Origin of the sequence: Pseudomonas sp., from assembly GCF_030690725.1 — a bacterium.
In the GTDB taxonomy this organism is placed as follows: domain Bacteria; phylum Pseudomonadota; class Gammaproteobacteria; order Pseudomonadales; family Pseudomonadaceae; genus Aquipseudomonas.
Window position 1 is genome coordinate 166,819 of sequence record NZ_JAUYGD010000053.1, and the last position, 21,783, is coordinate 188,601.

The 21,783-nt window shown below is 62.9% G+C and carries 20 protein-coding genes; 10 read left to right on the forward strand and 10 right to left on the reverse strand.

Annotated features, from left to right (window positions below):
- Window positions 1-20 precede the first annotated feature (20 nt).
- The 3 genes from Q8O69_RS13420 to Q8O69_RS13430 all read right to left on the reverse strand — a co-directional run bounded on the left by Q8O69_RS13420 (window position 21) and on the right by Q8O69_RS13430 (window position 4,023).
- Window positions 21-2,426, reverse strand: coding sequence for a TonB-dependent siderophore receptor (locus Q8O69_RS13420; protein ID WP_305592815.1), 2,406 nt, complete (start codon window positions 2,424-2,426; stop codon window positions 21-23).
- Window positions 2,427-2,554: 128 nt separating this feature from the next.
- Entirely contained in the window at window positions 2,555-3,508 is a 954-nt protein-coding gene (locus Q8O69_RS13425) for a FecR domain-containing protein (RefSeq protein ID WP_305592816.1), read from the reverse strand.
- A complete protein-coding gene (locus Q8O69_RS13430) occupies window positions 3,505-4,023 on the reverse strand; it encodes an RNA polymerase sigma factor (RefSeq protein ID WP_305592817.1) in 519 nt (172 codons plus the stop codon). The genes Q8O69_RS13425 and Q8O69_RS13430 overlap by 4 nt, the downstream gene beginning before the upstream one ends.
- 207 nt (window positions 4,024-4,230) lie before the next feature.
- On the opposite strand from Q8O69_RS13430, the gene yegQ reads away from it, so the two are divergent.
- Window positions 4,231-5,547: a tRNA 5-hydroxyuridine modification protein YegQ gene (yegQ, locus tag Q8O69_RS13435; protein ID WP_305592818.1), complete on the forward strand. Its 1,317-nt coding sequence runs from the start codon at window positions 4,231-4,233 to the stop codon at window positions 5,545-5,547.
- A 113-nt stretch (window positions 5,548-5,660) separates the two neighbouring features.
- Here yegQ and Q8O69_RS13440 read toward each other — a convergent pair whose 3' ends face one another.
- The 3 genes from Q8O69_RS13440 to Q8O69_RS13450 all read right to left on the reverse strand — a co-directional run bounded on the left by Q8O69_RS13440 (window position 5,661) and on the right by Q8O69_RS13450 (window position 10,641).
- Window positions 5,661-6,365: a PolC-type DNA polymerase III gene (locus Q8O69_RS13440; protein ID WP_305592819.1), complete on the reverse strand. Its 705-nt coding sequence runs from the start codon at window positions 6,363-6,365 to the stop codon at window positions 5,661-5,663.
- Window positions 6,362-8,293 carry a putative nucleotidyltransferase substrate binding domain-containing protein gene (locus Q8O69_RS13445; RefSeq protein ID WP_305592820.1) on the reverse strand — a complete coding sequence of 644 codons (1,932 nt, stop codon included), beginning with the start codon at window positions 8,291-8,293 and terminating at the stop codon, window positions 6,362-6,364. The genes Q8O69_RS13440 and Q8O69_RS13445 overlap by 4 nt, the downstream gene beginning before the upstream one ends.
- Window positions 8,294-8,463: 170 nt before the next feature.
- Window positions 8,464-10,641 (reverse strand): malate synthase G, encoded by a 2,178-nt coding sequence (locus tag Q8O69_RS13450; protein WP_305592821.1) that lies wholly within the window; start codon window positions 10,639-10,641, stop codon window positions 8,464-8,466.
- A gap of 299 nt (window positions 10,642-10,940) precedes the next feature.
- Between Q8O69_RS13450 and Q8O69_RS13455 the strand changes: the two genes are divergently transcribed.
- Together Q8O69_RS13455 and Q8O69_RS13460 are read left to right on the forward strand one after the other, a co-directional pair.
- Entirely contained in the window at window positions 10,941-11,387 is a 447-nt protein-coding gene (locus tag Q8O69_RS13455; RefSeq protein ID WP_305592822.1) for a GNAT family N-acetyltransferase, read from the forward strand.
- 21 nt (window positions 11,388-11,408) lie between these two features.
- A complete protein-coding gene (locus Q8O69_RS13460) occupies window positions 11,409-11,927 on the forward strand; it encodes a glycine cleavage system protein R (protein WP_305592823.1) in 519 nt (172 codons plus the stop codon).
- Between the two features lie 213 nt (window positions 11,928-12,140).
- Here the strand turns inward: Q8O69_RS13460 and rarD are convergent, their stop codons facing one another.
- The 4 genes from rarD to Q8O69_RS13480 all read right to left on the reverse strand — a co-directional run bounded on the left by rarD (window position 12,141) and on the right by Q8O69_RS13480 (window position 15,690).
- Window positions 12,141-13,034, reverse strand: a complete 894-nt coding sequence (gene rarD / locus Q8O69_RS13465; protein ID WP_305592824.1) for an EamA family transporter RarD — start codon at window positions 13,032-13,034, stop codon at window positions 12,141-12,143.
- Window positions 13,035-13,174: 140 nt separating this feature from the next.
- Complete coding sequence (locus tag Q8O69_RS13470; protein WP_305592825.1) at window positions 13,175-13,747, reverse strand: DUF4166 domain-containing protein; 573 nt, start codon at window positions 13,745-13,747, stop codon at window positions 13,175-13,177.
- 35 nt (window positions 13,748-13,782) lie between these two features.
- Window positions 13,783-14,757 carry a serine/threonine protein kinase gene (locus Q8O69_RS13475; RefSeq protein ID WP_305592826.1) on the reverse strand — a complete coding sequence of 325 codons (975 nt, stop codon included), beginning with the start codon at window positions 14,755-14,757 and terminating at the stop codon, window positions 13,783-13,785.
- A 198-nt stretch (window positions 14,758-14,955) separates the two neighbouring features.
- Complete coding sequence (locus Q8O69_RS13480; RefSeq protein WP_305592827.1) at window positions 14,956-15,690, reverse strand: ComF family protein; 735 nt, start codon at window positions 15,688-15,690, stop codon at window positions 14,956-14,958.
- A gap of 80 nt (window positions 15,691-15,770) precedes the next feature.
- Here Q8O69_RS13480 and bioB point away from each other — a divergent pair, with 80 nt between their 5' ends.
- The 7 genes from bioB (at window position 15,771) to Q8O69_RS13515 (ending at window position 21,639) form a co-directional block, all read left to right on the forward strand.
- Window positions 15,771-16,826, forward strand: coding sequence for a biotin synthase BioB (bioB, locus tag Q8O69_RS13485; RefSeq protein WP_305592828.1), 1,056 nt, complete (start codon window positions 15,771-15,773; stop codon window positions 16,824-16,826).
- A gap of 111 nt (window positions 16,827-16,937) precedes the next feature.
- The gene (bioF, locus tag Q8O69_RS13490; RefSeq protein WP_305592829.1) at window positions 16,938-18,119 is read left to right on the forward strand and encodes an 8-amino-7-oxononanoate synthase; all 1,182 of its coding nucleotides are present in this window, start codon (window positions 16,938-16,940) and stop codon (window positions 18,117-18,119) included.
- Window positions 18,112-18,843 (forward strand): alpha/beta fold hydrolase, encoded by a 732-nt coding sequence (locus Q8O69_RS13495; protein ID WP_305592830.1) that lies wholly within the window; start codon window positions 18,112-18,114, stop codon window positions 18,841-18,843. The genes bioF and Q8O69_RS13495 overlap by 8 nt, the downstream gene beginning before the upstream one ends.
- Window positions 18,836-19,642, forward strand: a complete 807-nt coding sequence (bioC, locus tag Q8O69_RS13500; RefSeq protein WP_305592831.1) for a malonyl-ACP O-methyltransferase BioC — start codon at window positions 18,836-18,838, stop codon at window positions 19,640-19,642. The genes Q8O69_RS13495 and bioC overlap by 8 nt, the downstream gene beginning before the upstream one ends.
- A 63-nt stretch (window positions 19,643-19,705) precedes the next feature.
- A complete protein-coding gene (bioD, locus tag Q8O69_RS13505; protein WP_305592832.1) occupies window positions 19,706-20,395 on the forward strand; it encodes a dethiobiotin synthase in 690 nt (229 codons plus the stop codon).
- Between the two features lie 96 nt (window positions 20,396-20,491).
- On the forward strand, window positions 20,492-20,791 hold the full coding sequence (locus tag Q8O69_RS13510) for a hypothetical protein (RefSeq protein ID WP_160014726.1): 300 nt from the start codon (window positions 20,492-20,494) through the stop codon (window positions 20,789-20,791).
- Window positions 20,792-20,946: 155 nt separating this feature from the next.
- Window positions 20,947-21,639 carry a putative metalloprotease CJM1_0395 family protein gene (locus tag Q8O69_RS13515; protein ID WP_371136134.1) on the forward strand — a complete coding sequence of 231 codons (693 nt, stop codon included), beginning with the start codon at window positions 20,947-20,949 and terminating at the stop codon, window positions 21,637-21,639.
- The last annotated feature ends 144 nt before the right edge of the window (window positions 21,640-21,783 follow it).

Below are 21,783 nucleotides of genomic sequence, written 5' to 3' on the forward strand. Positions count from 1 at the left end.
GCAGGGGTGCGACGGGGTGCTTACCAGGCGTAGTTGAGGCTGGCGGTCACGCGACGCGGATCGCCGGCGTAGCAGTAGAAGCCGTCGCAGGTGGCCAGGTATTCCTTGTCGAACAGGTTGTTGGCGTTGAGCGCCACGCTGGCGCCGTGCAGGCTGTTATCGAGTTGGCCGAGGTCATAACGCACGGCTGCGTCGTAGACCGTGTAGGCGTTGGAATGGCCATCCGCTGTGTCACGCACGAAGCCGATGCTGCCGACAGAAATGTTGTCGGTGGAGCCGACGTAGCGCGCGCCGAAGCCAACACCGAAGCCGGCCAGCGAACCCGCTGCCCAGTCATAGTCGGCCCAGATCGCCGCTTGATGCTCGGGGGTCAGCGGTAGCGCGCGGTTCTTGTCGCGAGGATCACCGACTTTGGTCATCTTGCTGTTGGCGTAGGTGTAAGAAGCGGTCAGCTTGAAGTTTTCGGTCACGTTGCCGATCGCTTCCAGCTCGAAACCACGGACTTGCACTTCCTCCAGGGGCTGGGTGGCTCCCAGCGTGTTGGTGCTGACGATGTTCTGCCGTTTCAGGTCATAAGCCGCGGCGGTGAACAGCATGTCGCTGCCCGGCGGCTGATACTTGATCCCCAGTTCATACTGTTTGCCCGTGCTCGGCTGGAATGCTTTGCCCTCACTGCCACCCGCTTCCGCCTGGAAGGATTCGGCGTAAGAAATGTAAGGGGTAACGCCGGAGTCGAACACGTAGCTCAGCGCTGCGTTGCCGCTGAATTGGCTGTCGCGACGGCTGTCTTTGGCGTCATTGGCGTTGTAGAACACCGAGTCGGTATCCAGTTTGTCCCAGCGGCCGCCGAGGGTCAGGCGCCATGCGTCGAGAGCCATCTGATCCTGCAGATAGAGGCCGGTGCTTGTGCGCTTCTGGTTGTAGTTCTGAAAAGCCGTGTAGGCGACACCGCTGAAGTCCTGGCCGTAAATCGGGCGAATGATGTTGCTGCTGGGAGCTGTGCCGTACAGCCAGCGGTAATCGGTGTCGACGCGCAGATAGTCCACGCCGAGCAACAGCGTGTGACCGATTGCGCCAGTGTTGAAATCGGCCTGGAAGTTGTTGTCTACGGCGAAGTGGCTGATGTTTTCGTCGTACACGTTTGCACCGCGCGCCACCGTGCCGTCATCGGCAACAGCGGTGGCCCAGCCGCCAGCGGTGATGATCTGGTTATCCAGTTCGAGTTTGCTATAGCGCAGGTTCTGATTGAACTGCCAGATATCGTTGAAGCGGTGCTCGAAGGCATAGCCCAGTGCGTAGAACGTCTTGTCGTAGAACTCCCAGTCAGGGTCGCCAAGATTCTTGTTGTAGTCGATCTTGCCGGCTGGGGTGCTCAGCTTGGTGCCTTGCAGTGGCAGGAACTGGCTGGTGCCGCCGGTATCGTCACGGTTGAACTGGCTGAGGAAGGTCAGTTTGCTGTCGTCGGTAATGTTCCACGACAGGCTGGGCGCGAGGTTGAAACGCTGGTCGTCCATGTGCTCGATAACGGTGCCACTGTCACGGCCGGTACCGCTGAGACGGTAGAGGAAGCGGCCGTCATCGTCGATTTTGCCGGTACTGTCGAAGCTGATCTGTTTGTGGTTGTAGTTACCGACTTGCACCTGCACTTCATGGCTGCTTTCGGCCTGTGGGCGGCGGCTGACGGCATCCACCAGGCCGCCGGGCGGTGTCTGGCCATACACTGCCGAGGCCGGGCCGCGCAGTACGGCGACGCGTTCCAGGTTCCAGGTTTCCAGCTTGGCCATGGTGTAGCTGCCCTTGGGCAGCGGCAGACCGTCGAGCATCTGGATCGGCTCGAAACCGCGAATCTTCATCCAGTCGGCGCGGCTGTCGCTGCCGTAACTGCTGGCAACCACGCCAGGCATATAGCGCACGGCATCATCGAGGTTCTGCACCTGGCGATCCTGCATCTGCTCGCGGGTGGCCACCGAGATCGAGCGCGGTGCTTCCAGCAGCGGTGTGTCGGTCTTGCTGCCAGCCGCGGTGCGCGAGGCCAGGTAGCCTGGCGCAGGGCCCCAGGCGCTTTCCACGTTCTGCGCGGCAGTCACCGTGACATCCGGCAAGGCCACGGCCGCTTGCGGCACCGGCGCCAGGCTGTAGCTGCCGGCGCTGTTCTGTTGCAACTGCAGGCCGCTGCCTTGCAGCGCCTGGTGCAGGGCGCCGAGGGCGTCGTAGTCGCCGGCAACCGGGGCCGATTGCTTATTGGCAGTCAGCGCGGGGTCGATGCTCAGGACAATACCGGCCTGGCTGGCGATCTGCGTCAGGGTGCTGGCCAGTGGGGCGGCTGGCAGCTGGTAACTATCCGCCAGGGCGGGAGCGCAGACGCTGGCGAGGCTGATGGCGACGGCCAGCAGGCCGGGGCGGAACAGGGGCAGGACGCGGGTCATTACGAAACTCTCCTAAGCGGGAATGCATCTCAATGACCTGTTGCCGAAGCAGAATGCAAAAGTGACAGGGCTATTTGAAAATAATTTGCAAACGCCCTGGCGTATCACCCGGCGGCGCAGCGCGACACTTACTGCGCTGCAGGTACGACCTTGGCCCACCAGTTGCCAAAACGCTCGATACGCACCGGCAAACTAGGTGGCAGGGCGGCCAAGGCCTTGTCGCTGTCGTGCAGGGGGAAGCTGCCGCTGATGCGCAGGTCGGCCAGGCTTGGGTCGAGGCCCAGGTAGCCGCTGCGGTATTCGCCCAGGGCGTCGAGCAAGTCGGCCAGGCGCAGGTTGTCGGCCACCAGCATGCCGTGGCTCCAGGCCGCGGCGCTGAGTGGCGCAGCCTGCACGCTGCCGAGGCGCTGGCGCTGCATCAGCACCTGTTCGCCGGTCTGGATAATCCGTTCGCTGCTTCCTTCGGCCGGGTGCGCGGCGACGGCTGACTGCAATACGGTCAGGCGCGTGCTGTTGCCTTCACGGCGTACCAGAAAGCGCGTGCCGAGGGCGCGCAGGCTGCCGTGTTCAGTCAGCACCACAAAGGGCCGCGAATCGCCATGGGCGGTCTGCACGAGGATCTCGCCGCTGTGCAAGCGCACCGCGCGCTGGCTGTCGCTGTATTCGATATCCACGGCGCTGGCGCTGTTCAGGTGCACCAGGCTGTGGTCGCTGAGCAGCAGCTCGCGTTTTTCGCCACGGCCGGTTCGTTCATCGGCCAGGTAATCGCCGAGTGGGCGCTGTTGCGCCAACAGGCCGAGCAGCAGCGCGCTGCTCAGTAGCAGGCCAAGCGCCGTACCGCCCATACGGCGCAGGCCTTTGTTACGCGCGCTGTGCAACAAGGCCTGACGCGCCGGTGCCGCGGCGGCCGAGGCCAGGCGAATATCCAGGCCATTCAGTTGCTGCCAGACCCGCGCATGTTCGGGATGCGACGCCAACCATGCGGCGAACGCGTGCTGCTGTTCGGCGCTGACCGTGCCTGAGTCCAGGCACAGTTGCCATTCGATGGCGGCATCCAGCACCTGGGCCGATACCGCGTTCATTGCGGCGCTCCATACAGGGCGATGTAGCACTGGCGCAGGCCTTGGGCCAGGTACTGGCGCACGCGGGATACGGAAACGCCGAGGCGCTCGGCGATTTCTGCGTGGCCCATGCCGTCCAGGCGATTATGCAGAAAGGCCGCGCGGGCGTTGCTCGACAGCTGGCCGAGCAGGCGATCGATCTCGCGCAGTGCATCCAGGGCTAGCGCCTGTTCTTCGGCGCTAGGTTGCACATCCTGCGGTTGCTGGCCGAGTTCTTCGAGGTAGGCACGTTCCAGTGCGCTGCGGCGGAAGTGATCAATCAGCAGGCCCTTGGCGATGGTGGTCAGCAGCGCGCGTGGCTCGCGGGCCTGATCCAGATCATTGCGGCCGAGCAGGCGGACAAAGGTGTCCTGGCTGAGGTCCTCGGCGCGTTCCGGGCTGTACAGGCTTTTGCGCAGCCAGCCGAGCAGCCAATCGCGGTGATCGCGATAAAACAGGCCGACAAGTTGCTGGTGGGTGGAATCGCCGGCCGACACGCGGACCTCGCAACAGGAGATAGGAAACAAATCGAGAATTATTCGCATATGATGACAGGGCCGCCCCCTGCGCTGCAATCAGCCGTTGGGCTGCCGCGATGGGTGGTTGCACCGTGCCATGACACCGCCATGACATAGATGCAGATCAATAGCTGCCGACAACTGGCGCGCTAGAGTGACCAGCCCTGTTGGCTGAGCGCTTGACCCATGGCATCGACTCCGCGTTACCCCGAGCTGCTTTCGCCAGCCGGCACCCTGAAAAACATGCGCTACGCCTTCGCTTACGGCGCGGATGCGGTGTACGCCGGGCAGCCGCGCTACAGCCTGCGGGTGCGCAACAACGAGTTCGACCACGACAACCTTGAGGCGGGTATCCGCGAGGCGCATGCCCAGGGCAAGCAGTTCTATGTGGTGGTCAACATCGCGCCGCATAACGCCAAGCTGAAGACCTTTCTGCGTGACCTGCTGCCGGTGGTGCTGATGGGGCCGGATGCGCTGATCATGTCCGACCCCGGCTTGATCATGCTGGTGCGCGAACACTTCCCACAGATGCCGATTCACCTGTCGGTGCAGGCCAATGCGGTGAACTGGGCCAGCGTGCAGTTCTGGAAGCAGCAGGGCTTGAGCCGGGTGATTCTATCGCGCGAGCTGTCGCTGGAGGAGATCGCCGAGATACGCAGCGAAGTGCCGGGCATGCAGCTGGAAGTCTTCGTTCACGGCGCGCTGTGCATGGCCTATTCCGGGCGCTGCCTGCTGTCGGGCTATATCAACAAGCGCGACCCCAACCAGGGCAGCTGCACCAACGCCTGTCGCTGGCAGTATCAGGCCAAGCCGGCCAGCGAGAACGAGCTGGGCGAGGTGGTGCAGCTTGTCGAGCCGACCTTGGGCGTGGGTGCGCCGACCGCGCAGCTGTTTCTGCTGGAAGATGCCAGCCGCCCCGGCGAGCAGATGGCCGCCTTTGAGGATGAGCACGGCACCTACATCATGAACTCCAAGGACTTGCGCGCGGTGCAGCACGTCGAACGCCTGGTGCAGATGGGCGTGCATTCGCTGAAGATCGAGGGCCGTACCAAATCCCACTACTACGTGGCGCGCACCGCCCAGGTGTACCGCAAAGCCATCGATGATGCGGTGGCCGGCAAACCCTTCGACAAATCCCTGATGACGACCCTGGAGTCCCTGGCTCATCGCGGCTACACCGAGGGCTTTCTGCGCCGTCATGTGCACGATGAATATCAGAACTATCAGCGTGGCAGTTCGGTATCCGAACAGCAGCAGTTTGTCGGCGAACTGACCGGCGAGCGACGTGGTGAGCTGGCCGAGGTGCGGGTAAAGAACCGCTTTGCCGTCGGCGATGGCCTGGAGCTGATGACGCCCCAGGGCAACCTGCGTTTTACCCTCGAACAGCTGGAAAACAGCAAGGGCCAGGCGGTGGCAGTCGCGCCCGGCGACGGTCATGTGCTGTACCTGCCGGTGCCGCCTGCGGTGCAGCTGGAATATGGCCTGCTGATGCGCGATCTGTAGGCGCACTCTGCGGCGCTGCTTTTTAGCTGTCGTAGGAGCACGTCATGCGTGCGATTTCTTTCGCGGGCATGGAACTAGGCGTCCCCCCGTTCCTACGGTTGTTAAACAGGGTTCTACATCGAATGCGCGCGCTGGCGGCGACGGCTGTTGAGTTGCTGCAGCAGTGCCGGCAGGCTATCGAGCTGTTGCTGGCGCGCCTTGCTGAACAGAATCAGCGCCAGCTCTGCAGTCACCAGGGCATCGGCGCTGGCGTGGTGGCGTTGCTGCACCTGCAGACCGAAATACTGCGTCCAGTCGTCTAGCCCGGCGTGGGGCAGATTGGCTTTGGGGCAGACCAGCGGGGCGATCTCGGCGACATCAAAGAAGGCGTGCTGCAAGCGGTAGCCCAGGCTTTGCTTAAGGGCGCGAGCGAGCATGCGTTGGTCGAACTCGGCATGGAAGGCCAGCAGCGGGCTGTCGCCGACAAACTCCATAAAACTCAACAGGGCTTCGGCCGGCTCCTCGCCATTGGCGATCTCGTTGGGTGCGATGCCGTGGATCAGAGTGCTGGCGCTGGCCTGATGGCCGTCGCGCTGCAGGGTGCATTCGAACTGCTGGCTAAGATCGATGGCGCCGTTGTCGATCACCACCGCGCCGATCGACAGCACCTGATCGCGGCGCATATTCAGCCCGCTGGTTTCCAGATCAAGGATGACCAAGCGCTGCTGCTGCAGCGGGCGCTCATCGAGTGCGCAGGGCTCGGCCAGCTTGCCGCGCCGCTGCAGCTGCAGTTGGGTCAGCGCCGGGCCACGCCCGCTAAACCAGGTGAACTTGCTCATAGTTGGTACCTCACAGCCAGGCTGCTCTGTAGCCGCTGCGCCTGGCGGAAAGATTCACGCAGGATGCGCCGGTCGAGGTGGTTGAGATTATCGGGATCGACGCGGTTGGAATAGGCTTGCCCATTGCGCGCCTGCAGCTGGTGCTGCTGCATGCGCGCCTGCTGAATGTAGTGATAGGCCTCTTCATAGGCCGCGCCATCCTGAGCTTCGATCACCCCTTGCTGAATCAGCGCGCGCAGGCGTTCCAGGGTGTTGCAGGCGTCCACGCCATGGGCCAGGGCCAGCAGGCGGGCACCGTCGACAAAGGGTGTCAGGCCCTGCACTTTGAGGTCCAGGGTGTCTTTCTCTGCACCTGTGCGGGCCACCACGAAATCGCGGAACATGCCCACGGGTGGGCGCTGGCGCAGGGCGTTTTCCGCCAGCATGCGCTGAAACAGACTATTGCCGGCGACCTGCTGCAGCAGGCCCTGGCGCAGTTGCTCGCAACCCTCGGTTTCGCCCCATACGGCGCGCAGGTCGAAATAGATGCTCGAGGCCAGCAGGTTCTCCGGCGTGGCTTCCTGCACAAAACTGCTGAAACGCCGCGACCACTCCTGGCGCGACAGGCACAGCTCGGGGTTGCCGGCCATGATATTGCCCTTGCACAGGGTAAAGTCGCACTGCGCCAGGCGCAGGTTGATTTCATGGGCCAGCGGCAGCAGGCGGCCGCGAATGGCGGCGGCTTCGGCTGCATCGGCAGCTTCGAAGAGGATGCCGTTGTCCTGGTCGGTGTGCAGGGTCTGTTCGCTGCGCCCCTCGCTGCCGAACACCAGCCAGGTAAACGGCACGCCAGGGTCGCCTAGATCTTCCAGGGTCAGTTCGATCACTCGGCAGACGGTGTGGTCGTTGAGCAGGGTGATCAGCTGGGTGATCTGCGTCGAACTGGCGCCGTGGGCGAGCATGCTGTCGACCAGTTGGCGCACATCGCTGCGCAGCGCCGCCAGGGTTTCCACCCGCCCGGCGTGGCGAATGGTGCGCGCCAGATGCACCAGATCGACCCGCTGCAAGCTGAACAGGTCACGCTCGGAAATCACCCCGCACAGCTGGCCATGCTCAACCAGGCAGACGTGGGCGATATGCCGTTCGGTCATGGCCATCGCCGCATCGAAGGCGCTGGCATCCGGCGGCAGATGGAAGGGTGACTGGGTCATCAGGCGGTCGATGGGCTGGGTCAGATCGACGCCATCGGCCACTACGCGGCGCAGGTCACGCAGGGTAAAGATGCCCAGCGGTTTCAGCGCCGGGTCGACAATGACGATGCTGCCGACCTGCTGCTCGTGCATCAGCTTGACCGCATCGCGCAGCGGCATGTCCGGGGCGCAACTGATCGGGTTGCGCATGGCCAACTGGCCAAGGCGGGTGTCGAGGGAATACTGCGCGCCGAGGGTTTCCACCGCGCGCATCTGCACCTGCTGGTTGACCTGATCGAGCAGGCTGCTGACCCCGCGCAGGGCAAAGTCGCGCAGCGGGTTGGACAGGGAGAACAGCTTGATAAAGGCCGGCTTGTTCAGCAGCAGGCAGAAGGTGTCTTCGGCGGCCAGGTGTTCGGTACGGGTGGCGCGCTCGCCGATCAGTGCGGCCAGCGGGAAGCATTCGCCGGTGGTGATCTCGAAGGTGGTTTCCGTGCCGCGGCGTGCCGAGTGCGGGCGCTCGCCATGCACGCGGCCCTGCTTGACGATAAAAAAGTGCTCAACCGGGCCGTCGGTCGGCTTGATGATGGTTTCGCCTTCACCATAGAAACGCAGCTGACAGTTCTCCACCAGATACGCCAGGTGCGCGGTATCCATCTGGTTGAACGGCGGGAATTTCTGCAGAAAGGCCATGGTGCCATGGATGTTCTGCAGCACCGCCGTCTTGCCTGCCTGGGCGATTGCGTCTGCGCTGCTCATGGGCGGCCTCGGGAGTTGGCTATATAGGCATGATCGGCCTTTGCGGTCGCCCGGGCCATTGGACGTAAGTCTAGAAGCCAGCCACGGCCTGGCGCGGTCTGTCGCAGGGTTTTTGGCCGCAATAAAAAACCGCCCATAAGGGCGGTTTTTTATGTGGCTACAGCTGCGGGTTACAGGCCGTTGGCGGCTTTGAACTCGCGGCGGCGGCGGTGCAGGACTGGCTCGGTGTAGCCGTTCGGCTGCTTGGCGCCTTCGACCACCAGTTCCAGGGCAGCCTGGAAGGCGATGTTGCTGTCGAAGTTCGGTGCCAGCGGACGGTACAGCGGGTCAGCCGCGTTCTGCCGGTCAACCACCGGGGCCATGCGCTTGAGGCTGGCAACGATCTGCTCTTCAGTGGCGATGCCATGACGCAGCCAGTTGGCCAGCAGCTGGCTGGAGATGCGCAGGGTAGCGCGGTCTTCCATCAGGCCAACGTCATTGATGTCCGGCACCTTGGAGCAGCCGACGCCCTGGTCGATCCAGCGCACTACATAACCGAGGATGCCCTGGGAGTTGTTGTCCAGTTCGTTCTGGATTTCGTCAGCCGACCAGTTGGTGTCCTTGGCCAGCGGAATGCTCAGGATATCGTCGATCGACGCGCGGGCGCGTTGGGCCAGTTCGGCCTGACGGGCGAACACGTCGACCTTGTGGTAGTGCAGCGCGTGCAGTGCGGCGGCGGTCGGCGACGGTACCCAGGCGGTGTTGGCACCGGCCAGTGGGTGAGCGATCTTCTGCTCGAGCATACCGGCCATCAGGTCAGGCATGGCCCACATGCCTTTACCGATCTGCGCGCGACCTTGCAGGCCGGTGGCCAGGCCGATATCGACGTTCCAGTTTTCGTAGGCGCTGATCCACTTCTCGGACTTCATGGCGGCCTTGCGCACGACGGCGCCAGCTTCCATGGAGGTGTGGATTTCGTCACCGGTACGGTCGAGGAAGCCGGTGTTGATAAACACCACGCGCTCGCTGGCGGCCTTGATGCAGGCTTTCAGGTTGACGGTGGTGCGGCGCTCTTCGTCCATGATGCCGACTTTCAGGGTGTTGCGCGTCAGGCCAAGGACGTCTTCAACGCGACCGAAGATTTCGGTGGTGAAGGCCACTTCTTCCGGGCCGTGCATCTTCGGCTTAACGATATAGACCGAGCCGGTGCGGGTGTTCTTGCGGCTGGTGTTGCCATTCAGGTTGTGGATGGCGATCAGGCTGGTGAACAACGCGTCTTGGATGCCCTCCGGAATCTCGTTGCCCTGGGCATCGAGAATCGCTGGGTTGGTCATCAGGTGGCCGACATTGCGCACGAACAGCAGGCTGCGACCGTGCAGGGTCAGCTCGCTACCGTCGGTCTTGGTGTAGACGCGATCCGGGTTCATGGTGCGGGTGAAGGTCTGGCCGCCTTTGGCCACTTCTTCCGCCAGGTCGCCCTTCATCAGGCCGAGCCAGTTTTTGTAGATCACCACTTTGTCGTCAGCATCGACGGCCGCTACGGAGTCTTCGCAGTCCATGATGGTGGTCAGCGCAGCTTCCATCAGCACGTCTTTAACGCCAGCGGCGTCGGTCTGGCCGACTGGGGTGTTGGCATCGATCTGAATTTCGAAATGCAGGCCGTTGTGCTTGAGCAGTATGGCGATAGGCGCGTCGCTTGCGCCCTGGAAACCAACCAGCTGCGCGTCGTCACGCAGGCCGCTGTTGCTGCCGCCTTTGAGGCTGACAACCAGCTTGCCGGCTTCGATGCGGTAACCGGTGGAGTCGACGTGGGAGCCAGCAGCCAGCGGCGCGGCGTCGTCGAGGAAGGCGCGGGCGAAGGCAATTACCTTGTCGCCGCGCACCTTGTTGTAGCCACGGCCTTTCTCGGCGCCGCCTTCTTCGCTGATCACGTCGGTGCCGTACAGGGCGTCGTACAGCGAACCCCAGCGGGCGTTGGAGGCGTTGAGGGCGAAACGCGCGTTCATCACCGGTACTACCAGCTGCGGGCCGGCCAGACGGGCAATTTCTTCGTCGACGTTCTGCGTGGTGGCCTGGAAGTCAGCCGGCTCTGGCAGCAGGTAACCGATTTCCTCAAGGAAGGCTTTGTAGGCAGCGGCGTCATGGGCCTGGCCTGCGCGGGCCTGGTGCCAGCCGTCGATCTGCGCCTGAATCGCATCGCGTTTGGCGAGCAGCGCACGGTTTTTCGGGGCCAGGTCATTGATGACCGCTTCGGCACCCGCCCAGAACTTGTCGGCAGCGATGCCGGTACCGGGGATGGCTTCGTTATTCACGAAGTCGAACAGCACTTTGGCAACCTGCAGGCTGCCTACTTGAACGCGTTCAGTCATCACTTGCCTCACTCTGCTCAGCTCTACTCAATAGCCGCGTCGGACATGGGAAATACGTCATGTAGTCCGAGGCGCGGCATACTACATCAAGATCCGGGGAAAATCAGTGGGTGCGCGTCGCTCTGCGACCAAGAAGTGCTTTGCAGTCACCATGTGTGGCGTATTGTCGCGGTTAGCGTTGAATATTGTTTCATAAAAGTTAAAAAACAGTACACAGTTTATTGTGTGTGTTTCTCGATCTGCTTGCTCAAGGCGCGCCTGCCTATACTGCTGCTCCACCGTTCTGGAGAGTGATCACCATGCATATACAGGCAGCCACTGCCGCAGATCTGGACGAACTGGCCGAGCTGTTTGGCGCGTATCTGCGCTTTTATGAGGTGGCCAAACCTCAGTCGCAGGTGCGGGATTTTCTCGCCGCGCGCCTGCGCAACAACGATTCGACCATTCTGCTGGCCCGTGATGCACGCGGTGCGGCGCAAGGCTTCGTCCAGCTCTATGCCTTTTTCTCTTCGCTGGCATTACAGCCAGCCTGGCTGCTGAGTGACCTGTATGTCAGTGAGCAGGTGCGCCGCCAGGGTGTTGGCGAAGCGCTGATGAACGCCGCTCGCGCCCATGCCGAGGCCACAGGCGCATGCGGTTTGCAGTTGGAGACGGCAAAGAGCAATCTGCCAGGACAAGCCCTCTACGAACGCCTGGGTTATGTGCGTGATGAGGTGTTTTTTACCTATTGGCTGGCGCTCAAATAAGCCTCGTATAAGGAGTTGTTCATGGACCATCTGGTATTGACGGTTATTGCCCAGGATCAGCCGGGTCTGGTCGAGCGCATCGCCCAGTGCATCAGCGAGCACGACGGTAACTGGCTGGAAAGCCGCATGTCGCGCATGGCCGGGCAGTTCGCCGGAATCCTGCGGGTCGATGTGCCGCTGGATGCGCACTCCGGGCTGGTCACCGCGCTGGAGGAGTTACAGGCCCATGGCATCCGTGTGCAGATCGCTGCCGGCGGCACCGAGCCGGTAACGGTTTGGCAAGCCATTCGCCTGGAACTGGTGGGCAATGATCGCCCAGGCATCGTGCGCGATATCACCCGTCTGCTCAGCAGCCATGGCGTCAATCTGGAACGCCTGAACACCGAAGTGGTGCCGGCTCCGATGAGCGGCGAGCTGCTGTTCCAGGCCCAGGCTGTGCTGGGCGTACCGCAGAGCCTGAGTCTGGAGCAGTTGCAGACCCATCTGGAAACCCTGGCTGATGATCTGATGGTGGAGCTAAAGCTGCAGGCCGAGGAGTAAACGGCTTTATCCACGTTCCATGTGGATAACTCTGTGCGTAGCATGAGGAGCCCCGGAGCATAGCCTAGTGCCCCGGGGCTTTTTGCTAAGTGCTTATTTTTTAAGCACTTAGCAGTTGGTTGTGCACAAAGGCCGGGGATGCTTCTGTGGATAAGCCGGGGGCAACTGGCTGTAGGCCAGATGCCTCGGGTGTTACAGGCTGCTGGTTGTTTTCTAGCCAGCCTGGCGTTTGCGCAGGCTTAACCAGGCATCCACGCTATAGATCGCCAAGCCCGCCCAGATGCAGATAAAGGCCAGCAGTTTGCTCGGGTCGAAATGCTCATCAAACAGAAAGATCGCCTGCAACAGCACCAGCGTTGGTGCCAGGTACTGCAGAAAGCCCAGGGTGGTGTAGGGCAGATGGCGGGCGGCGGCGTTGAAGCACACCAGCGGCACCAGGGTGATCGGCCCGGCGGCGATTAGCCACAGCGCTTCCGGGGTGCTCCAGAAATCAGCCTGGGTGCTCATCGCCGCAGGGTGCATAAGCAGCCAGCCGAGCGCCAGCGGCAGCAGCAGCCAGGTTTCCACCACCAGGCCGGGCAATGCGGCCACCGGTGCCTGCTTGCGGATCAGTCCATAAAAGCCAAAGGTCAGCGCCAGTACCAGCGATACCCAGGGAATGCTGCCCACCTGCCACAGCTGTTGCAGTACTCCCAACGCGGCCAGGGCCACGGCCAGCCACTGCAGGCGGCGCAAGCGTTCGCCAAGAATCAGCATGCCCAGCAGCACGTTGACCAGCGGGTTGATGTAATAGCCCAGGCTGGCCTCAAGCATGCGTTCGTTATTCACCGCCCACACATACACCAGCCAGTTACTGGCGATCAGCACGCCACTCAGGGCCAGCACGGCAAAGCGTTTGGGGTTATCCAGCAGCTCGCGCAGCCAGCCGGGGTGCTTCCACACCAGCAGCAACAGCGCGCCGAACAGCGCGGACCAGAGGGCACGATGAACGATGATTTCCAGCGCAGGGACGCTCTGGATGGCTTTGAAGTAGAGCGGGAACAGGCCCCAGATGATGTAGGCGGTCAGGCCGAGAATATACCCGCGGCGCGGGTTGGCGGTGGCCATGCAGGGTCCTTGCTTAGGCTGCTAACTAGAGGCTCGGAATTCTAGTCGGGGCAGCAGGGACTTGTCTGGCCGTTCAGCTTTGTTATTAACGCCCCGCGGGCAATTAGCGTAAGCCTGGCTTTACAGGACGTCGGTAACTGTTATGGCGTGTGGTCGCGCGACTCGGCTGTCGCGCTGTCCAGTTGCAGCGCCCCGCTATAGCTGAGCAGGTTGCCGAGCAGGGGCAGGCTGAAGCCGACGTGGAAGTGATAGCGACCATCTTCAATACGTTTGTAGGCCTCGGTACGCGGCAGTAGCCATAATGGAATGCGCACACCGTGCAGCCAAGCCTTGAGCGGCCGCCAGTACCAACCGCCTTGGCGAATATCTACCGCCAAGGCCAGTGTCAGTGCCCCGGTGGACTCCAGCCAGTAACCGTCCGGCCAGCTGCCACTGGGCTGAAAGCGTGAGTAGAGCATGGCGGAATCGGCGAAGCAGCGGTTCCAGTGCAGGCTGTCATCTGTGCCATGGATATCCACTTGGAATGCGACACGTGTGTGCTCCGTTGGAATACCCAAACGCGTCGCCAGGCGTGCACCGACGATCCCGGCAAGACCTCGACCCAATTGCAGATCGACCTGTCCGTGCAGCTTGCCGCCCTGCTGGTGTAGCTGTTGCAGCAACGGGTTTAGTTGAACAAAGCCCGCACCAAACCAGCGTTCGACGATAGACATAGAGAGCTCCTTTCTCGATTAGAGGTGTTGCTGGTTTAGAACAGCTTTAGCGGTTCTTCATCCAGTGCCGACAGCTGCTCACGCAGGATCAGAATCTGATCGCCCCAGTAACGCTCGCTGCCAAACCAGGGGAAACTCATGGGGAAGGCCGGGTCGTCCCAGCGGCGCGCCAGCCAGGCGCTGTAATGCATCAGGCGCAAGGCGCGCAGGCCTTCGATCAGCGGCAGTTCGCGCGGGTTGAAGTCGTGAAACTCCTGATAACCATCCATCAGCTCCGACAGTTGGCCGAGGCGCTCGTGACGTTCGCCGGCGAGCATCATCCACAAATCCTGCACGGCCGGCCCCATGCGGCAGTCGTCGAGGTCGACCATGTGGAAGGTGTCGTCGCGGCACAGCAGGTTGCCGGGGTGGCAATCGCCATGCAGACGGATCGCCTGCACCGGATTGGCGGCGAACAGCACATCCAGGCGCTTGAGCAGGTCACGCGCCACCGACTCGTAAGCCGGCAGCAGGCTGCGCGGAATAAAGTTGCCATCCAGCAGGGTGGCCAGCGATGCATGGCCGAAGTTGCTCACCTGCAAGGCTTCACGGTGGGCAAACGGCTTGAGTGAGCCGACCGCATGCAGGCGGCCGAGTAGCTGACCGAGGCGATACAGTTGGTCGAGGTTGCCAGGCTCCGGCGCGCGGCCGCCGCGGCGTGGGAACAGCGCAAAACGAAAGCCGGCATAGCTGAACAGGGTTTCGCCATCGCGCAGCAGGGGTGCGACTACCGGCACCTCGCACTCGGCCAGCTCGAAGGTAAAGCTGTGCTCCTCGCGAATCGCTTCATCGGTCCAGCGGTCCGGGCGATAGAACTTGGCGATCAGCGGCGTTTCGTCCTCGATGCCGACCTGGTAGACGCGATTTTCATAGCTGTTCAGCGCCAGTACGCGGGCGTCGCTGAGGTAGCCGATGCTCTCCACGGCATCCAGCACCAGGTCGGGTGTGAGTGCGGCAAATGGATGGGACATGGGCGACTCCGGGGTAATTGGCCGCAGAGTGTAGCGCTTATGCATGGGCGGGCGGTGTTTGAGCGCTGCGCAGGATGGCGTTGAGCGCAGCGATACCCATCACCAGTTCGTAGCCTGGATAAGCGCAGCGCAATCCGGGATAGCACTTCGGATAGTGCTCCCGGATTGCGCCAAGGCTTATCCGGGCTACGAGGCGGGTTAATCGCCTGGCTTTGGCGTGCGCGCCAGGCAATACACATCAACCCGCGCCGTACCTGCCTTGTTTAATAGCCGCGCCAGGCTTTCGGCGGTGGCGCCAGTGGTCAGTACATCATCGACTAGCGCCACATGCAGGCCGCTGACTACGCTGCCCGGCGCCAAGGCAAAGGCCTTGCGTAGGTTGCGTTTACGGGTGGCGGCGTCCAGTTGCTGTTGCGCTGGGGTGTCGACAACCCGCTGCAACCAGTGTGCCTGCAGCGGCAGTTGCAGGCTGGCGCTCAGCCATTCAGCGAGCAGACCGGCCTGGTTGAAGCCACGCTGGCGTTGGCGCTTGTCCGCCAGCGGTACGGGCAGCAGCAGATCGGGGCGCGGCAGCCCTTCATCGAAGGCATGTTGCAGATGCTGTGACAAAAGCTCGCCGAGCAGACGTCCCAATGGCCACTTGGCCTGATGCTTGAACCGGGTAATCAGGCTGTCGATGGGGAAGGCGTAGCGCCAGGGCACTTCGACCTTGCTAAAGCTGGGCGGCTTTTTCAGGCAGGCCCCGCAGACCAAGCCGTGGCTGGGCAGCGGCAGGGCGCAGACCTGACAATGCCCGCCGAGCCACGGCAGCTCGGCTTCGCAGCTGGTGCAAATGGCCAGCGCGGCGTCTGCGGCTTCGTCGCAGAGCAAACAGCTTTGATTGCTTTTTAACCAGTTGTAAACCGGGTGTTGTGAGTTGGGTTGACAGCGCATACGCCTTCCATAACTATGCCGAACATCCGTGTCGCGTCCGCTGAATCTAGCAGGGCGCAGCCAACAATAAGGAATTACCGATGAGCGCCACCACCGCCGCCAACCTGCGTCACGACTGGACTCTTAATGAGGTCAAGGCGCTCTTCGAACAACCGTTCAACGACCTGCTGTTCCAAGCGCAGACCGTGCACCGCGCGCACTTCGACCCGAACCGCGTGCAGGTCTCGACCCTGCTGTCGATCAAGACCGGCGCCTGCCCGGAAGACTGCAAGTACTGCCCGCAGTCCGGCCACTACAACACCGGTCTGGAAAAGGAAAAACTGCTGGAAGTGCAGAAGGTGCTGGAGGCCGCCGCCGAGGCCAAGGCCATCGGCTCTACGCGTTTCTGCATGGGCGCGGCCTGGAAACACCCGTCGGCCAAGGATATGCCCTACGTGCTGAAAATGGTCGAAGGCGTCAAGGCCCTGGGCCTGGAAACCTGCATGACTCTGGGCAAGCTGGATAAAGAGCAGACCCAGGCCCTGGCGGCTGCCGGCCTGGACTACTACAACCACAACCTGGACACCTCGCCGGAGTTCTACGGCAACATCATCACCACCCGCACTTACGGCGAACGCCTGGAAACTCTGGCCTACGTACGTGATTCGGGGATGAAGATCTGCTCCGGCGGCATCCTCGGCATGGGCGAGTCGCTGGACGACCGCGCCGGCCTGCTGATTCAGTTGGCCAACCTGCCGGAGCATCCGGAATCGGTGCCGATCAACATGCTGGTGAAAGTCAAAGGCACGCCGCTGGCCGATGAGCAGGATGTCGATCCGTTCGACTTTATCCGCATGCTCGCCGTGGCGCGGATCATGATGCCGCAGTCGCACGTGCGCCTGTCCGCTGGCCGCGAGGCGATGAACGAGCAGATGCAGGCCCTGGCGTTCTTTGCCGGTGCCAACTCAATTTTCTATGGCGAGAAACTGCTGACCACCGCCAACCCGCAAGCCAACCAGGACATGCAGTTGTTCGCTCGCCTCGGCATCAAGCCGGAAGAGCGCGAAGAACACGCCGACGAGGTGCACCAGGCAGCCATTGAGCAGGCGCTGGTCGAACAGCGCGATTCCAAGCTGTTCTATAACGCAGCGGTCTAATCCCTTCGAACCGGTAGGAGCGGGCCCTGCCCGCGAAGGTTGCGAGCCTTTCGCGGGCATGGAACTAGGCGTCCCCCCGCGCTCCTACATCGTCGCTTTTCCGAGGCTTGCATGCCCTTCGATCTGTCCGCCCGCCTTGCCGAGCGCCGCACTACCAATCTCTATCGCCAGCGGCCCTTGCTTGAGTCACCGCAGGGGCCGCTGGTTACGGTCGATGGCCGGCAGCTGCTGGCCTTCTGCTCCAACGATTACCTTGGCCTGGCCAATCATCCGCAGGTGATCGACGCCTGGCGCGCCGGTGCGCAGAAGTGGGGCGTGGGCGGCGGCGCCTCGCATCTGGTGATCGGCCACAGCACGCCGCATCAGCAGCTCGAAGAAGCGCTGGCCGAGTTCACCGGGCGCCCCCGTGCGCTGCTGTTTTCCACCGGTTATATGGCCAACCTCGGTGCGGTCACCGCGCTGGTCGGGCAGGGCGATAGCGTGCTGGAGGATCGGCTTAACCACGCGTCCCTGCTGGATGCCGGCTTGCTCAGCGGCGCGCGCTTTTCCCGTTATCTGCATAACGATGGCGTCAGCCTGGCCAATCGCCTGCGCAAGGTCAGCGGCAATACCCTGATCGTCACCGACGGCGTATTCAGCATGGATGGCGACCTGGCTGATCTGCCTTCACTGTGCGCCGAAGCGCGCCGCGCCAATGCCTGGGTGATGGTCGATGATGCCCATGGTTTCGGCCCGCTGGGCGCCACCGGCGGCGGGATTGTCGAGCACTTCGGCCTGGGCCTGGATGATGTGCAGGTGCTGGTCGGTACCTTGGGCAAGGCCTTCGGTACCGCTGGCGCCTTTGTCGCAGGCAGCGAGGAGCTGATCGAGACCCTGGTGCAGTTCGCCCGGCCCTATATCTACACCACCAGTCAGCCACCGGCGCTGGCCTGCGCCACCCTGAAAAGCCTGGAGTTGCTGCGCAGCGAACATTGGCGGCGCGAGCACCTGAATGCCCTGATCAAACGGTTCCGCGAAGGTGCCCAGGCCATCGGCCTGGAGCTGATGGACAGCGCCACGCCGATTCAACCAATCCTGATCGGCGATAGCGGCCGCGCCATGCAGCTGTCGCAGATGCTGCGTGAGCGCGGCCTACTGGTCACCGCCATTCGCCCGCCCACCGTGCCGGCCGGCAGCGCCCGTCTGCGCGTCACCCTGTCCGCTGCCCATAGCCTGGAGCAGCTGGAACTGCTGCTGGAGGCTCTGGCCGAGTGCTGGCCTCTGCTGGCTGGCGAGGCCGTCGCGCATGCGTGATCGACTGATTCTGTTGCCTGGCTGGGGCCTTGGCACTGCGCCTCTGCAGCCGCTGGCCGAGGCCTTGCGCGGCCTCGATCCGCGTTTGCAGGTGCAGGTCGAGCCGCTGCCTTTATTGGTTTCTAGCGACCCAGCCGACTGGCTGGACGAACTCGACGCCAACCTGCCTGAGGATGCCTGGCTTGGCGGCTGGTCCCTCGGCGGCATGCTTGCCGCTGAACTGGCAGCGCGCCGTGGCGAACGCTGCAGCGGGCTGCTGACTCTGGCCAGCAATCTGCGTTTTGTTGCTGAGCCAGGCTGGCCTGCGGCTATGCCCGCCGAGACGTTTAAGGCTTTCCGCCAGGGCTGCGCCGCTGATGCGTCCGCTACCCTGAAGCGGTTTACCCTACTTTGCGCCCAGGGCGCGGCGGATGCTCGCGGCCTGTCGCGGCAGTTGCTGGCGGCGGCTCCGCAGGTGCAGCCCGAGGCACTGCTGGCCGGGCTGGATCTGCTCGCCAACCTGGACGCGCGCGCAGCGCTGCAAGCCTTTGTCGGCCCGCAGCTGCATCTGTTCGCCGGCCAGGATGCCTTGGTGCCTGCGGCTGCCGCCCCGGCCTTGCTGGCGCTGCTACCGGATGTCGAGATCGGTCTGATCGATAACGCCAGTCACGCTTTTGCCCTGGAGCGCCCGCATGAAATTGCCGCGGCGATTCAGGCCTTTCTGCATGAGGCCGGTGATGACTGATCTGGCGCATAACCCCCTCGGCGGCCTGCCGGATAAACGTCAGGTAGCGGCGTCGTTCTCCCGCGCGGCGCAAAGCTATGACAGCGTGGCGGCTCTGCAGCGCAACGTGGGCCAGCAATTGCTAGGGCAGTTGCCGGCGGCGATCAACCCGGCGCGTTGGCTCGATCTAGGCTGTGGCACCGGCTATTTCAGTCGCGCGCTGGGTGAGCGTTTTCCGATCAGCCAGGGCGTTGCTGTGGATATCGCCGAAGGCATGCTGCAGCACGCCCGGCCATTGGGTGGTGCGCAGCAGTTTATTGCCGGCGATGCCGAGCGTTTGCCGCTGCAAAGTGCGTCCTGCGATTTGCTGTTTTCCAGCCTGGCGCTGCAGTGGTGCGCGGACTTCTCCGCGGTGCTCAGTGAAGCCGCACGGGTGCTGCGCCCAGGTGGCGTGCTGGCGTTTAGCAGCCTGTGTGTCGGCACCCTGCAGGAGCTGCGCGACAGCTGGCAGGCGGTGGATGGCTTTGTCCACGTCAATCGCTTCCGCCGTTTTGAGGATTATCAGCAGCTGTGCGGTGACAGCGGGCTGACGCTGCTCAGCCTGCAAACCACGCCTGAGACGCTTTATTACCCCGATGTACGCAGCCTGACCCATGAGCTGAAAGCCCTCGGCGCGCACAACCTCAACCCTGGCCGTCCAGGTGGCCTGACCGGGCGGGCGCGCATGCTGGCGTTGCTCAATGCCTACGAACAGTTCCGTCAGCCTCAAGGACTGCCGGCGACCTATCAGGTGGTTTACGGCGTATTGCGCAAGGGTTGAGATAAGCGCGGCCTGCCCTGAATGTCTGCAGCACGTCGTCACTACTCCTCACCAGAGATCTTTATGAGCCAAGCATTTTTCGTGACCGGCACCGACACCGAAATCGGCAAAACCACCATCGCCGCCGGGCTGCTGCACGCGGCACGAATGGCGGGGCTGTCGACTGCTGCGGCCAAGCCGGTGGCCTCCGGCTGCGTGCGCACAGTGGATGGCCTGCGCAACGACGACGCCCTGGCATTGCTCGGCGAATGCACCCTGGCGCTGCGCTACGAAGAGGTCAATCCGCTGGCATTCGAGCCGGCGATTGCTCCGCATCTGGCTGCGCGCGAGGCGGGTGTATTGCTGGATGTTGCCGCGCTGCAAGGGCCGGTGCAGGCGATTCTGGACAAGCAGGCGGACTTCACCTTGGTCGAAGGTGCGGGTGGCTGGCGCGTACCGCTGGCCGGGGATGCGGCGCTTTCGGATCTGGCGATTGCCCTGCAGTTGCCGGTGATTCTGGTGGTCGGCGTGCGTCTGGGCTGCATCAACCAGGCATTGCTCAGCGCTGAAGCGATTCTGCGCGACGGCCTGCCGCTGGCGGGCTGGGTGGCCAATCTGGTCGATCCGCAGACTTCGCGTCTTGGGGACAATCTGGCGACCCTGGCCGAGCGTCTGCCTGCCCCCTGTCTGGGTTATCTGCCGCGCCTGGCCGAGGCCACGCCGGCTGCGGTTTCTGGCTATCTCAATCTCGATCTATTGCACCGCGCGCTATAAGCAGGCCAAGTGCCATAGCCTTTTGCTTGTACGTTTTTCGAGCAATTTCTGCTTCAATTAAAGCCGTTAGTGGTTTGCCATAGCGGGAGCTTGGGCATGGAAATTTCTGGAAGCGCCTTCAACTCGGGCATCAGCACCATTCAGTCCGGCCAGCGCCGGGTCGATCAGGCTGCGGCGGATATCGCCAGCAATGCGGTTACCCAGCCACAGCAGCCGACCTCCACACCGCCGGCCAATCAGGTCAACCCTGCGCCGAGCTCGGCCGAGCAGACTCGTCCCGACCTGGCGGAAAGTCTGGTCGCCCTGCGCCAAGGTCAGAATGAGGCGGAAGCGGGCGCCAAAGTGGTGAAGACTGCCGATGAGGTGCTCGGCACCCTGATCGATACCACGGCTTGATACGCTTGCCCCTAGCGTAGTCCGGCTCTGTTACGGAGTTTTAGCAGTCAGGGGCGAGGAGTCATTGCATGCAGATTGGCGGCGCAACGTCTTATCCTGCGCCTGCAGCAACTCTACTGCCGGCTCGGCCTCTTGCGTCCAATGTTTCCCCTGATGTGTCCCCCGATATCACCCGCGCCGCCCAGGCGCCGGTAACTGCCGCCCAACCGCTGGCCGATGAGCAATCGGCGTCGGCGCGTGAAGAAGCCGATAAACCTGCCGACACCTCGGCCAATCCCGATAAAGCCAAAAGCCGCGAAGGCGAGCCCAGCCCGCAGCAGCAACGCCTTGAGCAACTGGAAATCGCCAAACTGGTCAGTCGTGATCAGGAGGTGCGCACCCACGAGCAGGCGCACGCTGCCGTCGGTGGGCGCTATGCCGGGGCGCCGAGCTACACCTATGAGCGCGGCCCGGACGGCAAGCGCTATGCGGTAGGCGGTGAGGTGGGCATCGATGCCAGCCCAATCCCCAACGACCCCGAAGCCACCCTGCGCAAGATGGAGGTGGTGATTCGCGCGGCCCTGGCGCCAGCCGAACCGTCGGCGCAGGATCGTCAGGTGGCGGCGCAAGCCCAGGCGCAAATGGCCGAAGCGCGTGCCCAGTTGGCGCAACAGCAGCGCAGTGAGGCAGAAGCCGCCAGTGAAGCGCGTGCCGAGCAGCGTAAACAAGAGGACGAAAAGAAGCCCGAGGAGGAGGAAAAATCCACCGCGCCCGTCCAGCAGGATCTGCCGCCACCACCTAGTCTTGATCTGTACAGGCAGCTCAGCGGTTTGCAGACGGCGGCCCCGGTTGTCGATCTGGTGGCCTGAACGGCGTTAGGGGTGCTTGACATTAAATAGGCATAAACGTATGTTTCAAACGCTTGTTTGATTAGCTCGGTTGCCAAGGGGCAGGCGAGCGCCGGGATTGCTCCCGAAAACGACCGAATATCCGGTCACCTACACACTAAGAAT

Excerpts from the sequence above, each read along its gene's own strand:
- Q8O69_RS13420 (WP_305592815.1), bottom strand. The coding sequence starts at position 2,426 with ATGACCCGCGTCCTGCCCCTGTTCCGCCCCGGCCTGCTGGCCGTCGCC.
- bioB (WP_305592828.1), top strand. The coding sequence starts at position 15,771 with ATGAGCGCCACCACCGCCGCCAACCTGCGTCACGACTGGACTCTTAAT.
- yegQ (WP_305592818.1), top strand. The coding sequence starts at position 4,231 with ATGGCATCGACTCCGCGTTACCCCGAGCTGCTTTCGCCAGCCGGCACC.
- Q8O69_RS13450 (WP_305592821.1), bottom strand. The coding sequence starts at position 10,641 with ATGACTGAACGCGTTCAAGTAGGCAGCCTGCAGGTTGCCAAAGTGCTG.
- Q8O69_RS13510 (WP_160014726.1), top strand. The coding sequence starts at position 20,492 with ATGGAAATTTCTGGAAGCGCCTTCAACTCGGGCATCAGCACCATTCAG.
- Q8O69_RS13425 (WP_305592816.1), bottom strand. The coding sequence starts at position 3,508 with ATGAACGCGGTATCGGCCCAGGTGCTGGATGCCGCCATCGAATGGCAA.
- Q8O69_RS13495 (WP_305592830.1), top strand. The coding sequence starts at position 18,112 with ATGCGTGATCGACTGATTCTGTTGCCTGGCTGGGGCCTTGGCACTGCG.
- Q8O69_RS13460 (WP_305592823.1), top strand. The coding sequence starts at position 11,409 with ATGGACCATCTGGTATTGACGGTTATTGCCCAGGATCAGCCGGGTCTG.
- rarD (WP_305592824.1), bottom strand. The coding sequence starts at position 13,034 with ATGGCCACCGCCAACCCGCGCCGCGGGTATATTCTCGGCCTGACCGCC.
- bioF (WP_305592829.1), top strand. The coding sequence starts at position 16,938 with ATGCCCTTCGATCTGTCCGCCCGCCTTGCCGAGCGCCGCACTACCAAT.
- Q8O69_RS13480 (WP_305592827.1), bottom strand. The coding sequence starts at position 15,690 with ATGCGCTGTCAACCCAACTCACAACACCCGGTTTACAACTGGTTAAAA.
- Q8O69_RS13445 (WP_305592820.1), bottom strand. The coding sequence starts at position 8,293 with ATGAGCAGCGCAGACGCAATCGCCCAGGCAGGCAAGACGGCGGTGCTG.
- Q8O69_RS13455 (WP_305592822.1), top strand. The coding sequence starts at position 10,941 with ATGCATATACAGGCAGCCACTGCCGCAGATCTGGACGAACTGGCCGAG.
- Q8O69_RS13440 (WP_305592819.1), bottom strand. The coding sequence starts at position 6,365 with ATGAGCAAGTTCACCTGGTTTAGCGGGCGTGGCCCGGCGCTGACCCAA.
- bioD (WP_305592832.1), top strand. The coding sequence starts at position 19,706 with ATGAGCCAAGCATTTTTCGTGACCGGCACCGACACCGAAATCGGCAAA.
- Q8O69_RS13475 (WP_305592826.1), bottom strand. The coding sequence starts at position 14,757 with ATGTCCCATCCATTTGCCGCACTCACACCCGACCTGGTGCTGGATGCC.
- Q8O69_RS13470 (WP_305592825.1), bottom strand. The coding sequence starts at position 13,747 with ATGTCTATCGTCGAACGCTGGTTTGGTGCGGGCTTTGTTCAACTAAAC.
- bioC (WP_305592831.1), top strand. The coding sequence starts at position 18,836 with ATGACTGATCTGGCGCATAACCCCCTCGGCGGCCTGCCGGATAAACGT.